At 71.9% G+C, this 12,159-nt stretch carries 15 protein-coding genes; 2 read left to right on the top strand and 13 right to left on the bottom strand.

Annotation, left to right across the window (positions count from 1 at the left end):
• Positions 1-42: 42 nt before the first annotated feature.
• The 10 genes from ABZ795_RS03170 to ABZ795_RS03125 form a co-directional block, all read right to left on the bottom strand.
• Entirely contained in the window at positions 43-1,356 is a 1,314-nt protein-coding gene (locus tag ABZ795_RS03170) for an NAD(P)/FAD-dependent oxidoreductase (RefSeq protein ID WP_327022691.1), read from the bottom strand.
• 155 nt (positions 1,357-1,511) lie between these two features.
• A complete protein-coding gene (locus tag ABZ795_RS03165) occupies positions 1,512-2,078 on the bottom strand; it encodes a hypothetical protein (protein WP_327022692.1) in 567 nt (188 codons plus the stop codon).
• A gap of 173 nt (positions 2,079-2,251) precedes the next feature.
• A complete protein-coding gene (locus ABZ795_RS03160) occupies positions 2,252-3,628 on the bottom strand; it encodes a DUF58 domain-containing protein (RefSeq protein ID WP_357528416.1) in 1,377 nt (458 codons plus the stop codon).
• A gap of 6 nt (positions 3,629-3,634) precedes the next feature.
• A complete protein-coding gene (locus ABZ795_RS03155; protein ID WP_357528414.1) occupies positions 3,635-4,642 on the bottom strand; it encodes a MoxR family ATPase in 1,008 nt (335 codons plus the stop codon).
• A complete protein-coding gene (locus ABZ795_RS03150) occupies positions 4,642-5,226 on the bottom strand; it encodes a hypothetical protein (RefSeq protein WP_357528413.1) in 585 nt (194 codons plus the stop codon). Before ABZ795_RS03150 ends, ABZ795_RS03155 begins: the two co-directional genes overlap by 1 nt.
• Positions 5,223-5,951 (bottom strand): DUF4129 domain-containing protein, encoded by a 729-nt coding sequence (locus ABZ795_RS03145; RefSeq protein WP_357528997.1) that lies wholly within the window; start codon positions 5,949-5,951, stop codon positions 5,223-5,225. The genes ABZ795_RS03150 and ABZ795_RS03145 overlap by 4 nt, the downstream gene beginning before the upstream one ends.
• A gap of 78 nt (positions 5,952-6,029) precedes the next feature.
• Positions 6,030-6,770, bottom strand: a complete 741-nt coding sequence (locus ABZ795_RS03140) for a uracil-DNA glycosylase (RefSeq protein WP_357528411.1) — start codon at positions 6,768-6,770, stop codon at positions 6,030-6,032.
• Positions 6,763-7,449 carry a dienelactone hydrolase family protein gene (locus tag ABZ795_RS03135; RefSeq protein WP_357528409.1) on the bottom strand — a complete coding sequence of 229 codons (687 nt, stop codon included), beginning with the start codon at positions 7,447-7,449 and terminating at the stop codon, positions 6,763-6,765. The genes ABZ795_RS03140 and ABZ795_RS03135 overlap by 8 nt, the downstream gene beginning before the upstream one ends.
• A gap of 154 nt (positions 7,450-7,603) precedes the next feature.
• Complete coding sequence (locus tag ABZ795_RS03130) at positions 7,604-8,536, bottom strand: Ppx/GppA phosphatase family protein (RefSeq protein ID WP_357528995.1); 933 nt, start codon at positions 8,534-8,536, stop codon at positions 7,604-7,606.
• 48 nt (positions 8,537-8,584) lie between these two features.
• Positions 8,585-8,926: a hypothetical protein gene (locus ABZ795_RS03125; protein WP_357528993.1), complete on the bottom strand. Its 342-nt coding sequence runs from the start codon at positions 8,924-8,926 to the stop codon at positions 8,585-8,587.
• Between the two features lie 254 nt (positions 8,927-9,180).
• On the opposite strand from ABZ795_RS03125, the gene ABZ795_RS03120 reads away from it, so the two are divergent.
• Entirely contained in the window at positions 9,181-9,999 is an 819-nt protein-coding gene (locus ABZ795_RS03120; RefSeq protein ID WP_357528408.1) for a helix-turn-helix transcriptional regulator, read from the top strand.
• Positions 9,996-10,190 carry a DUF397 domain-containing protein gene (locus ABZ795_RS03115; RefSeq protein WP_357528991.1) on the top strand — a complete coding sequence of 65 codons (195 nt, stop codon included), beginning with the start codon at positions 9,996-9,998 and terminating at the stop codon, positions 10,188-10,190. The genes ABZ795_RS03120 and ABZ795_RS03115 overlap by 4 nt, the downstream gene beginning before the upstream one ends.
• Positions 10,191-10,403: 213 nt before the next feature.
• Here ABZ795_RS03115 and ABZ795_RS03110 read toward each other — a convergent pair whose 3' ends face one another.
• Genes ABZ795_RS03110 through ABZ795_RS03100 form a run of 3 tightly spaced genes read right to left on the bottom strand, consistent with a single transcriptional unit; the run spans position 10,404 to position 12,146 of the window.
• Positions 10,404-10,931, bottom strand: a complete 528-nt coding sequence (locus ABZ795_RS03110) for an amino-acid N-acetyltransferase (RefSeq protein ID WP_357528406.1) — start codon at positions 10,929-10,931, stop codon at positions 10,404-10,406.
• Positions 10,928-11,485, bottom strand: coding sequence for a DUF501 domain-containing protein (locus ABZ795_RS03105; RefSeq protein ID WP_327022702.1), 558 nt, complete (start codon positions 11,483-11,485; stop codon positions 10,928-10,930). Before ABZ795_RS03105 ends, ABZ795_RS03110 begins: the two co-directional genes overlap by 4 nt.
• A 22-nt stretch (positions 11,486-11,507) precedes the next feature.
• On the bottom strand, positions 11,508-12,146 hold the full coding sequence (locus ABZ795_RS03100) for a septum formation initiator family protein (protein ID WP_357528405.1): 639 nt from the start codon (positions 12,144-12,146) through the stop codon (positions 11,508-11,510).
• Positions 12,147-12,159: the final 13 nt, after the last annotated feature.

Raw genomic sequence — 12,159 nt, 5'->3', positions numbered from 1 at the left:
GGGACCCCTCCTCTACGTGAGACGTTAAGAAGGGGCCCTTCCTTACTTGCGGGAGGCTTCGGCGAAATCCTCGCGGGGGTCGTGCAGCTGACCCAGGGCGACCACCTCGCGCTTGAGGACGAAGGCCAGGGTCCAGTCGACCACGACTCGGATCTTGCGGTTGAACGACGGAATCCGGCTCATGTGGTACGTGCGGTGCATGAACCAGGCCGGCCAACCGGTCATCTTGATGCCGTAGACCTGGGCCACCCCCTTGTGCAGGCCGAGGCTGGCCACACTGCCGGCGTGCTTGTGCTTGTAGGCGACCGGCTCCCGCCCCCGGATCACGGCCACGATGTTGTCGGCCATCCGCTGGGCCTGCCGTACGGCGTGCTGGGCGCTCGGCGAGCAGTAGTTGCCCGGTGCCTTGGTCAGGTCCGGTACGGCGGCGCAGTCCCCGGCACTCCACGCGCCCTCGACGATCCGGTCGCCGTCGACCACCTGAAGGGTCGGCAGGCAGGTGACCCGACGCCGCTCGTCGCGGGGAAAGTCGGTGGCGTCCAGCATCGGTGCGGGCTTCACCCCGGCGGTCCAGACGATGGTGTCGGAGGCGAAGCTGTCCCCGTCGGAGAGCTTGACCACCCCGTCGACGCAGGACTCCAGGCGGGTGTCCAGCCGGATGTCCATGTCCCGCTTCAGCAGCTGCTGCACCGTGTAGGCGCCCATGTCCCGGTCGACCTCGGGCAGCACCCGCTGGGTGGCTTCGACCAGCACCCACCGCATGTCCGAGGTCTTCAGCTCCGGGTAGTACCGCAGCGCGTCGCGGGCCATGTCCTCCATCTCGGCCAGGGCCTCGATGCCGGCGTACCCGCCACCGACGAAGACGAAGGTCAGCGCCCGGCGGCGCACCTCGGGGTCGGTGGTGGCGGCGGCCACATCCAACTGCTCCAGCACGTGGTTGCGCAGGTAGATGGCCTCACCGATGGTCTTGAAGCCGATGCCGTGCTCGTGCAGCCCGGGAATCGGCAGGGTGCGGGAGACCGAGCCGGGGGCGACGACCACATGGTCGTACGCGATCTCCCGGGGCGGGCCCACGATCGGCTGGACGGTGGCGATCTTGCGGTCGTGCTCGATGCGGGTGACCGCACCGGCCACTACCGTGCACTTGCGCAACTCCCGACGCAGCGGCACCACGGCGTGTCGCGGAGAGATGTTGCCGCCGGAGGCCTCCGGCAGGAAGGGTTGGTACGTCATGTGCGGCTGGGGGTCGACGACGACGACCTCAGCCTCACGGGAACTCAGCTTCTTCGACAGGCGCAGCGCCGCGTAGAGACCGACATGCCCGGCACCCACCACAAGGATCCGCTTCGGATTCACGCCTACCATCTTTCCCCCAGCGACGGCGCTAATCCCGCTCACAGCCGCCTTCTGTGACCGAGCACAACCTCCCTGTGATCTGGGCTACTCAGTCAATCGACCGCACTTCGGGCACGGGTGCCGGACGGTCCCACAGGACCCTCAAGCCCCTCAGGTCACCGGCGTTTCAGCAGCCAGGCCAGCCACGCGGTCACCCCGAGAGCCACCACGAGACCGGCGATCGTGACGGACTGCCAGCCGGCCGTGCCCGCCCCGATCCGGCCCACCTCCAGCAGCAGCACCCCGAGCACGGCAGTGGCGAGCAACACCCAGCCGGTACGCGTGAGCCAACGCACGATCAGGTCCGGGTCCACCACCGCGTCGTACGGCAGGACCGCCACCAGGGCGCACAGGGTGTGGGTGAGATAGAGGAGCACCGCCACCGCCATCAGCCGCCACAGGGCGACCGGTCGGTCGTACCCGTCGGTGGCCATCAACCAGCCTCCGACGGTGACCAGCGCGGCGAAGGTGGGCCAGAACCGGCGCGGCGCCAGCGCGGGCAGGGCCGCGACCGCGAGCAACGGCAGCAGGGCCTGCCCCGCGACGACCTCGGCCGGGTACGCCAGCAGCAGCCCCGCCAGCGAGCTGACGAAGATCCCGAGGCGGATCAGCACCGGGGCCAGCGCGATCCGGCTCGCCACCGTCTGCAACGTGCGGATCCGACCAGTGAGGCTTCCGATCACTGAGCTGGCTCTCCGTTCGCGACTGCGGGACTCCGCTGCGCTGCATTCCTCGCGCTCACCGAGCCCACCTTTCGTTCGCGACTGCGGGACTCCGCTGCGCTGCGTTCCTCGCGCTCACCGAGCCCACCTTTCGTTCGCGACTGCGGGACTCCGCTGCGCTGCATTCCTCGCGCTCACCGGCCACCTACCCGGGGGGCGGCGGCCAGGCGGGCCACATCACGCAGCACCTGGTCGAGGCTGCCCGCGCCGGCCCACGGTACGACCGGCACCCCGTGCTCGCGTAGTTGCGCGATCATCGTGTCCCGGTCCAGCCGCCACAGCCGGTACGCCACCTCGGCCCAGCCCCGGTCCTTGGGGGGCGACAGGTCGGCCGGCAGGGTGTCCACGGCGACCACGAACCGCCCCGAACGGGCCAGCCGGGCCAGCATCTGCGCGGACCGCTCCTCCAGCAGCGGGGTGAGCACCACCACCAGGGCGTCCGCGGAGAGCAGTTGCGAGCCGAAGACCTGGTCGTACGGCTCGTGCGGGGAATGCTGGGCCTTGACGTCCAACAGCCATTCCAGGACGGTCAGGTACTGCCGCCGCCCGGTGGCCGGACGCAGTCGCCGGGCGCTCGGGCCGTACTCCAGCAGGGCCACCCGGTCGCCCCGATGCAGGTAGTGCTCGGCGATGGCGGCGGCGGCCCGGACGGTGGTGTCCAGCACCGTGGCCGCGCCCGCGACGCCGCCGGAGCGGCCCGCCTCGGCCAGCACGTCCAGCAGGACGATCACCTCGGCGTCCCGGTCGGAGAGGGTGGCCGCCACGTGCAGTTGCCGGGCCCGCAGGGACACCCGCCAGTCGATGCGGCGGAGCCGGTCGCCGGGGGCGAAAACCCGTACCCCGGCCAACTCGCCGCCTTCCCCGGCCCGCCGGGAGTGGTGCGCGCCGACCAGGCCGGCCGCCCGGGGCATCGCATTGACCGCCTCGAAGGGCTCGGTTTTCGGGTACACCCGGTTGACGACCGGTTCGGCGATCACCGCGCGGGAGACCAGCAGGCCCTGCGCGGCGGCTACCCGGGCCCCGGCCGGGCCGAACTTGTGCCGCCCCCAGCGCAGGGCGGTGCCGGTCAGTTCCAGGTCCACCGCGGTGTCCGGGTCCACCGAGGTGACGAACGGCCGGTCGGTCACCGAACGGCGGTCGCCGCTGCGCCCGCTGACCGCCCCACCGGCCAGGGCGGCCTGGTCGATGCGCAGCCAGGGCGAGACCCGGGTACGCAGCACGGCCACGTCGTACGGTGTCGCGTCCGGGTTGCCGACGCTGACCCGCCCGACCAGCTCGCCCCCCTCCACCAGGTGTCCCTCGTCGACACTGACCCACACCCGGGGCAGCTCGGTGGGGCGATGGCGCAGCGCGTACGCCGTGCCCAGGGCGAAGGGGGCGGCCAGCACGATCAGGTCCACCCGGCCCAGCAGCACCGCCGCGACCAGCAGCAGGCCGGTGAGCAGCACCGCCCGACCGAGCGCCGAGGTGGGCGCCCAGTTGGCCGGTGCCGATCGATCCGCGAGCCTCACGTCGGGTCAGACCCCCGGCCGCCCGGCGGCGTAGCTGGGCAGTGCCCCGCTGGCCGGTGCCGGGGTCTGGTCGAGGACCTCACCGACCACGAAGGACGGGTCGACCCGACGCAGCCACATCTCCGGCCGCAGGGTGATCCGGTGGGCCAGGGCCGGCACCGCCACCTCCTTGACGTCCTCCGGCACCACGAAGTCCCGGCCGGAGAGCACCGCCCGTACCCGGGCCAGCAGCAGCAACGCCAACGAGCCGCGCGGCGAGGCGCCGACCAGCACCGAGGGATGTTCGCGGGTGGCCGCGGTCAGAGCCACCATGTAGCGGCCCACCGAATCCTCCACGGTGACGTCCTCCAACGCCCCCTGCATGGCCCGCAGGGTCGCCGCGTCGACCACCGGCTTGATCTCGGCCTCCTCACGGCGGCGGGCCATCCGACGGCGCAGCACCTCCCACTCCTCCTCCTGGGGCGGATATCCGAAGGACACCCGCAACAGGAACCGGTCCAGCTGCGCCTCCGGCAGCGGATAGGTGCCCTCGTACTCGATGGGGTTGGCGGTGGCCAGCACGTGGAAGGGCTCGTCGAGCCGGTAGGTCACCCCCTCCACCGAGACCTGCTTCTCCTGCATCGCCTCCAGCAGGGCGGACTGGGTCTTCGGCGGAGTCCGGTTGATCTCGTCGGCGAGCAGCAGGTTGGTGAAGACCGGCCCGGCCCGAAAGGCGAAGTCCCCGCTGCGCTGGTCGTACAGGAAGGAGCCGGTGACATCGGCCGGCAACAGATCCGGGGTGAACTGCAGGCGCCGGAAGTCCAACCCGAGCGCCTGGGCGAAGCACCGGGCGGTGAGGGTCTTGCCCAGGCCGGGCAGGTCCTCCAGCAGCACGTGGCCACCGGCGAGGATGCCGGCGAGCACCAGTTCCAGGGCGTCCCGCTTGCCGACCACGACCTGGCCCACCGCGTCCAGTACCGCCCGGGCGAGGTGACCGACCTCGGTGGGGGGCATGGTCCGGGCGGCGTCGTTCATCAGATCTTCTCCAGTTCGGCGACGATCACCGCGAGGTCGCGCGGTGAGGGGGTACGGCGAGGCGGGGTTTCCAGGAACATCCACAGGCGATCACCCAGCAGAGCACGCGCCCGGGTCGGGTCCGACTCACGGGTCACGCCGTGTTTGAGGCGGAGCCGCTCGTCGGCCAGCTCGGCCAGCCGGGGCAGGACCAGCCCGGTGAACCGCTCCGGGCTGGACTTCGTCCACTCCAGCGGCACTTCCCACCGGTTGATCGCGCTGCGCAACGCGTCCCGGGCGTCCCAGTTGTACATGCCGTCCTCCTCCCCACCGGAGCCTGAGGTGGACCGCGCGGATCTCGGCGGCGGGGCCAGCAGGACGACGATGCGACGCACCAGCAGCAGGGTGACCACCGCAGCCACCAGCACCAGCAACGACACCCGCAGGCCGACCGCGCGGAGCCCGGCGACGAGCACCACCGTGCCGGCGGCGGCGACGCCGAGGAAGGTGGCGACCGTCCGTAGCCACCCGGCCGGGCGCTGCTCGGGCTGGACCGACCGGTCCTCGTCGAAGCTGAGCAGGTCGTCGATGCTGGTGCTGCTCATGTCGTCACCTGTTCGACCGTGGCGGCGAGTTCACCGCGCAACCGGCGCAGGGCGGCCCGCGCCTGGTCGCGGGTGTGTTCGTCGACCGGCCGGGTGGCGTACCGGGCCTCCCGGTAGACGTTCGCGAACTCGGCCAGCACATCGGCGCTGACGATGGCCGGCACACCGGCGGAGGGGTCGCCGCGCAGCAGTCGGGTGACCAGGTCGGTCGGGGTGTCGCCGGCCAGCCGGGGCACCCCGGCCGCGGCGGCTGCCTCTTCCAGGCGTACCCAGCAGGCGATCACCGCGGTCCGGGGGTCGGCGGAGCGATCGTCCAGTTCGACCAGACCGGCGTCGACCGCGGCGACGACCTCCCGGGCGGTGCCTTCGGCGTCGCGTCGGGCGACCCCGACCGGCAGCCGTCGGGTGACCCGCCGGGCCACCGACCGCATCACACTCCACCCCAGATAGCTGAGGGCGGCCAGCAGCGCGATCCCCAGCAGCACCACGGCCACCGTGCCGAGCCAGGTGGGCAGGGCCGTACTGGCCTGCTCGGCGGCTTGCCGCGGCTCGGCCGGAATGGAGGGTCGGGGGTCGCCGGTCGGGTACTCCAGCACGAAGGGAGCGTCCTGCACGGCGGGCGGGATCCGGCTGGCCCCGATGGAGGAATGGGTGGCGGCCAGCGCCACGGCAGCCAGCAACGCGGCCACCACCGCGACCGGCCACCACCTGCGTACGAGGTCCATTCGGTCCACCTCCGGGCCACCGGGGCGTACGCCGGGCAGGTCAGGGGTCCTGTCCGTCATCGCCACCACCCCGCAGCCTCAGTCCACCTCGGCCAGTCGTTTCGCCTCGGTGAACACATCGTCCAGCATCCCTGGTGTCAACCGTCCCGTGAAGGTGTTCTGCTGGCTGACGTGGTAACAGCCGAGCAGTTCCGGTACGGCCGTGCCGGACCAGTGTGCCCCATGGCCGAACGAGGGTCGCGGGCTGGGCGCGGCGACACCGTAGACCTCCCGCGACACCGGCCACCACGCGGCCCAGGCGAAGGCACCCAGGGCGACCACCACCCGCAGGGTCGGTCGGATCATCGCCACCTCCCGATGCAGCCAGGGGGCGCAGGTGTCCCGCTCGGCGAGGGTGGGCTTGTTGTCCGGTGGGGCGCAGCGTACGGCCGCGAAGATCCGGGTGTGCCGCAGGGCCAGCCCGTCGTCGGCGGCCACACTGGTGGGCTGGTTGGCCAGGCCGGCGCGGTGCAGGGCCGCGAAGAGGACGTCACCGGAGCGGTCACCGGTGAAGATCCGCCCGGTGCGGTTGCCGCCGTGCGCCGCCGGGGCCAGCCCGAGGATGCCGATCCGGGCCATCGGGTCACCGAACCCGGGCACCGGCCTGCCCCAGTACTCCTGGTCCCGGAAGGCGGCCCGCTTGGTGCGCGCCACCTCCTCCCGCCAGGAGACCAGCCGGGGGCAGGCGTAACAGTCGCTGACCGCCGCGTCGAGGTCGGCCAGGTCGGTCGCCCGCGCGGCGCGGGCGACCACCTCGGCGGGGGTACGCGAGTCAGCCAAGCTTCGCCCGGAAGAGTTTCAGGCTGCGGGCCCAGGCGCTGGTGGCGGCCCGCTGGTCGAAGTGCTCCGGCCGGTCCTCGTTGAAGAAGGCGTGCGCGGTGCCCGGGTAGTCGTGCAGGTGGCAGGTGCCACCGGCGTTCTCGATGGCCCGGCGTACGGTCTGCACCCCCGGGTCGGCCGAGGTGCCGTCCGCCTCGGAGCAGTGCACCAGGGCGTCCTTACCGGCGTAGTCCGGCCACTCCGACCGCATCCCCTCCCAGGGCAGGCGGGGGTAGAAGGCCGTCGTGGCGACGATCCGCTCGGAGAAGTTCCCGGCCCACAGGGCCAGGCTGGCCCCGGCGCAGAACCCGGCGCAGCCGATCTTGCCGGTCACCTCGTGTCGGCCGGCCAGGTACTCGGCGGCCGCGGCGATCTCCCGCGCCGCCTCGTCCATCTGCGGCCCGTTCAGCATCTGCTGCGGCTCGCTCGGCTTGCCGGCCGGTTCCCCGCGCCGGAAGTCCGGGGCCAGGGCCACGAAGCCCGCCTCGGCGAACCGGTCCACCACCGACCGGATGTGCGGCGCCAGCCCCCACCAGTCCTGGATGACGATGACGGCGGGGCTGGCCGTGCCGGTGGCCGGTATCGCGAGGTAACCCTCATGCGTACCGCCACCACCACGGTAGGTAACCATTTCGCCCATCGGCCCGTCCTCCTAGCGGTCAGTCATCGTTGGCTGGTCGCCCAGTGGTCCTACGTGCCGGTAGCCTGCCACGCGGTCACCTCCCGCCGGAAGATGCCGGAACAGTGGCATACACCTCCTGTTCGCATCCGCGCTGGCCGCTGCGGAAGATGTCTCAATTGGCGAGGCTCCAGGCGATGCCGTCGAGGATGTCGTGCTCGGAGGCGACCACCGAGTCCAGGCCGGCCCGCTCCATGATCACGCGGAGCACGAGGGCACCGGCCCCGATCACGTCGGCCCGGCCGGGGTGCATCACCGGGATGGCCAGCCGCTGCTCGCGGGTCATCGCCAGCAACTGTGCGGTCACCTCGGCCACCCGGTCGTACGACACCCGGGCGTGGTGGATGCGGCTCGGGTCGTACTCGGTGAGGCCCTGGGCTATCGCGACCACGGTGGTGACCGAACCGGCCAGCCCGACCAGGGTGGCCGCCTCGCGGCCCGGCACGGCCGTCAACGCCCGGTCCACCGCCACAGCGATGTCCGCCTGGGCGGCGGCGATCTGGTCCAGGCCGGGCGGGTCGCCGTGCAGGTGCCGCTCGGTCATCCGGACGCAGCCGATGTCCATCGAGATCGCCGCGTGCACCCCCGCCTCCCGGCTGCCGACGACGAACTCCGTAGAGCCACCCCCGATGTCCACCACCAGGTACGGCGACCGGGCCTCGGCGGGCAGCCCGCGCACCGCCCCGGTGAAGGAGAGCCGGGCCTCCTCGTCGCCGCTGACCACCTCGGGCGGCACCCCCAGGGTCTGCTCCACCATGGCCCGGAAGTCGGCGGCGTTCTCGGCGTCCCGGCTGGCCGAGGTGGCGCACATCCGCACCCGTTCGGCCCCCAGCTTCGCGATGTCGGCGGCGTAGTCGGTCAAGGCGATCCGGGTCCGCTCGATTGCCTCCGGAGCCAGCCGCCCGGTGGCGTCCACCCCCTGGCCGAGCCGCACGATCTCCATCCGCCGGGTCAGGTCGACCAGGGGTGCGGTCGTACCCGCCGAGGGGTCGGGCAGGTCGGCGACCAGCAACCGGATGGAGTTGGTTCCGCAGTCGATGGCGGCCACACGCGTCGTCACGTCGGTCACCCTATAGCGCCGCCGCGCCGCGAACTCCTACTCGCCGTCCCCGTCGCGCCGGGCTTTCCGTCCCCGTCCCGCCCAACCGACGAACCGGTGGAACAGCGCCATCGGCTCGGGCCCGTCGTGTGGGTTGAGGTGGTAGAGATCGCGCATGGCCTCGTACATCAGGCCGGCTAGGTAGATCGTCAGGCCGACGGCGTTCCGGTCGAACTCGACACGAAGCAGGAGCCGCGCCTCCGCGCAGGGCCAGGGCTGCCCGTCGACCCGACAGCACCACATCGGCCGCAGCGGGGTGTGCGGGGCGTTCACTCCGCTGGCGTACGGGCGAACAGGGTGCGGACCCCGGCCCGGCCCCAGGAGTTGATTAGTGATCATCGTCATTCACCATTCGCTCGCCACTGCACGCACATCGGTGGTGGGGAGGGCCGCCCCGGCACGGGGGAAGTCCAGGGCGGCCCCGACACGAAATCCACCCCGTCCCTCGTGGATAGGAGCAGATCCGTATGTGTGGGAGTCTGCCCAGGACGGCACGGGTGTCGATACGTGCTCGCGGCATCTGCGCAGGTGCGAGCGGCTTCAGGGCCGGTTTGACAAGACGTCGGGCGGAATTGGGCAGAGGTGAGGAATCGATGGGCAACGCAATCGACTACGTACGCGAGGAACTGCGACTGCTGCGGGCTCACCTCGGGCTGAGTCAGGACGATTTCGGCCGGGTCATCGGCTATTCCGGCTCACACGTCAGCTCGGTCGAGACCGGCGGCCGACCACCGACGAAGGACTACATGCTCGCTGTCGACCGCGCCCACGATCCGGCCTTCGACGCGGAGGCGGCGGAGGGGCGGTTCGGCCGGATGCTGCGGGAGTTGTCGAAGCTGGAGCAGACCCCGTCGTGGTTGCGGGAATGGATCGAGTTGGAGCGCGAGGCGGCGCTGCTGCGCTGGTACGAGCCGGCGTACCTGCCCGGCGTCTTCCAGACCGAGGCCTATGCCCGCGCGACCATGAGCGACGGCCTGCTCCCACCCGACCAGGTCGACCAGCGGGTCGCGTCCCGGCTGGACCGGCAGGCGATCCTCACCCGGGACGTGCCGGTGCCGGTGGTGGCGGTGCTCGACGCGATGGTGCTCCGGCGGGGGATCAACGGGCGTACCGACATCATGCGGGAGCAGCTCGAACAGTTGGTCAAGATCACCGAGCTGCCGCACGTGCAGATCCTCGTGGTGCCGGAGGAGAGCGGGCTCTACTCTGGGTTGCAGGGAGGGTTCATCCTCGCCACGCTGAGCGACGGCTCAGAGGTGGCCCACCTCGACCACCAGGTCCGGGCGCAGATCGTCAACCACACCGACGACCTGGCCGCCCTACAACGGACCTGGGAGGCGGTCCGGGGTGAGGCGCTCCCCCGCAGGCAGTCCCTCCAGCTGATCAAGGAAGCGGCGCAGACATGGACATGACAGGTGCCAACTGGCGCAAGTCGAGCTACTCGGGCAGCAACGGCGGGTCGTGCGTGGAGGTGGCCGACAACCTGACCGGGGTCGTGCTCGTCCGCGACACCAAGGACCGAGACGGCGGCACCCTAGCCTTCACCCCGACCTCCTGGGCGAGCTTCGTCGAGCTGGCGAAGACGACCGCCCCGACCCCCTGACCGCCCGCTGACGCCGAAGCCCCGACCAGCCGAAGCCCCGACTGGGCGGGGCTTCGGCGTGTGTCGGCCCAGCGGCCGACCCCTACTTGGCGAACCCGTGTCCCGAAGAACCGCGAGAGCGCAGACGGCTCAGCTCGACAGGGCCTGAAGCGGCAACCTCACCCGGCTCGCAGGCATTCCGCCACGCCGGGCGGGCAGCCCCTTACGCCGAGGTCAGAGGCGCAGCAGCATCCGGGTGTTGCCCAGGGTGTTGGGCTTGACCCGTTCCAGGTCGAGGAACTCGGCGACACCCTCGTCGTACGAGCGCAGCAACTGCTCGTAGACGGGGTGCGGCACCGGCGCACCGTCGATCTCGGTGAAGCCGAAGGAGGCGAAGAAGCTGGTCTCGAAGGTCAGGACGAAGATCCGGGCCACCCCCAGCTCCCGGGCCGCGCCGATCAACTCGGAGACGATCCGGTGCCCGATCCGATGCCCCCGGAAGCGGGGGTCGACCGCGACCGTACGGATCTCGGCCAGGTCCTCCCACATGACGTGCAGGGCCCCGCAGCCCACCACCTGGCCGTCGCTGAGCCGGCTGGCCACCCGGAACTCCTGCACGTCCTCGTACAGGGTGACCGTGGCCTTGCTGAGCAGCCGCCGGTCGTCGGTGTAGGTGTCTACCAGCCGCCGGATGGCCCGTACGTCGGCGGTGCGGGCCCGCCGGATCACGATGTCGTCAGGCACCGTCGCCTCGGCGCTCACTCAGTCTCCGGCAGGTCGACGCAGCGCCCGGCCGCCCACCAGGGCTCGACCAGGTCGAGGGTCTCGTCCCCGAAGGGGTTGACTCCGGGCCCGGCACCCAGGGCGTGACCCAGGTGCACATGCAGGCACTTGACCCGGCCGGGCATGCCACCGGCGGAGATCCCGGCGATCTCCGGTACCTCCGCGATGGCCTCCCGGCGGGTCAGGTAGTCCTCGTGCGCGGCCCGGTAGCGGGCGGCCAACTCCGGGTCGGTGGCCAGCCGGTCGGCCATCTCCCGCATCAAGCCGGCCGACTCCAGCCGACTGCACGCGGCCGTCGCCCGGGGGCAGGTCAGGTAGTACAGGGTGGGAAACGGGGTGCCGTCGGCCAGCCGGGGGGTCGTCTCCACCACGTCGGGCAGGCCGCAGGGGCAGCGGTGGGCCACCGCACGGGTCCCTCGGGGCGGGCGGCCGAGCTGGGCGGCCACCGCCGCCAGGTCGGCCTCGGTGGCCGGCTCACGCTTCGGTGGGGGTACGGAAGCCGCCGCCGGCTCCGGCGGTGGTACGACAGTCACGGTGCCATCTCTCGTTCGGTGCTCACTCGTCCAACTGCGAGTCGGTCGTCGGGTCGAGCTGCGCGGCGTCAGCGGCCCGCACACTCGACCACAGGGTGTCGTACCAGGGGTCCGGCTCGACCGGTACCTCCGGTTCCCCGCTCCGGCCCGCGTCCCGGGCCGCCCCGACCGGATCCTCCAGCAGGATCACCATCTTCTCGCCGGGCCGGTGCATGAAGAACCGTTCCCGGGCCTTCGTCTCGATGTACGCGTCGTCCTGCCACTTCTCGGCCTCGCTGGTCAGCTCGGCGATCAGTTCCCGCTGGGCCGCCTGCGCGGCCTCCATCCGTTCGATGTCGGCCTGCTGATCCAGATAGACCCGGACCGGATAGGTGTAGGCCAGCGCCAGGGCGATCAACACCGCGATCAGCACGGTGGCGCGGCCGGTGAGACCTCGGGGTCGGGGGGCGGCCAGCCGGGTCACCCCGCCGACCGCCGACCGCCTGGCGGCAGGCCGCTTGGCGGAGCGTACGCCCTCGGCACCGCGGGCGGCCGACGGCGCGCGACCGGCGGTACGCGACTGGGCGCGCACCCCGCTGTCACGGACCGCGCCTCGCCCGGTGCCGGGGCGGACCGGCCGGCGGGCCGGACGCTGACCACCCGGCGTGCGGCGCTGCTGCATCACACCCCTCCCC

It is taken from the genome of Micromonospora sp. NPDC047134 (assembly GCF_040643455.1).
Taxonomy (GTDB): domain Bacteria; phylum Actinomycetota; class Actinomycetes; order Mycobacteriales; family Micromonosporaceae; genus Micromonospora.
The sequence above is the reverse complement of the archived record's forward strand: the minus strand, read 5'-3'. Positions and strand labels throughout refer to the sequence as shown.

Bases quoted from the DNA above. Each gene is read 5' to 3' on its own strand.
- ABZ795_RS03145 (WP_357528997.1), bottom strand. From the start codon at position 5,951: ATGGACCTCGTACGCAGGTGGTGGCCGGTCGCGGTGGTGGCCGCGTTG.
- ABZ795_RS03150 (WP_357528413.1), bottom strand. From the start codon at position 5,226: ATGAGCAGCACCAGCATCGACGACCTGCTCAGCTTCGACGAGGACCGG.
- ABZ795_RS03155 (WP_357528414.1), bottom strand. From the start codon at position 4,642: ATGAACGACGCCGCCCGGACCATGCCCCCCACCGAGGTCGGTCACCTC.
- ABZ795_RS03115 (WP_357528991.1), top strand. From the start codon at position 9,996: ATGACAGGTGCCAACTGGCGCAAGTCGAGCTACTCGGGCAGCAACGGC.
- ABZ795_RS03125 (WP_357528993.1), bottom strand. From the start codon at position 8,926: ATGATCACTAATCAACTCCTGGGGCCGGGCCGGGGTCCGCACCCTGTT.
- ABZ795_RS03120 (WP_357528408.1), top strand. From the start codon at position 9,181: ATGGGCAACGCAATCGACTACGTACGCGAGGAACTGCGACTGCTGCGG.
- ABZ795_RS03135 (WP_357528409.1), bottom strand. From the start codon at position 7,449: ATGGGCGAAATGGTTACCTACCGTGGTGGTGGCGGTACGCATGAGGGT.
- ABZ795_RS03100 (WP_357528405.1), bottom strand. From the start codon at position 12,146: ATGCAGCAGCGCCGCACGCCGGGTGGTCAGCGTCCGGCCCGCCGGCCG.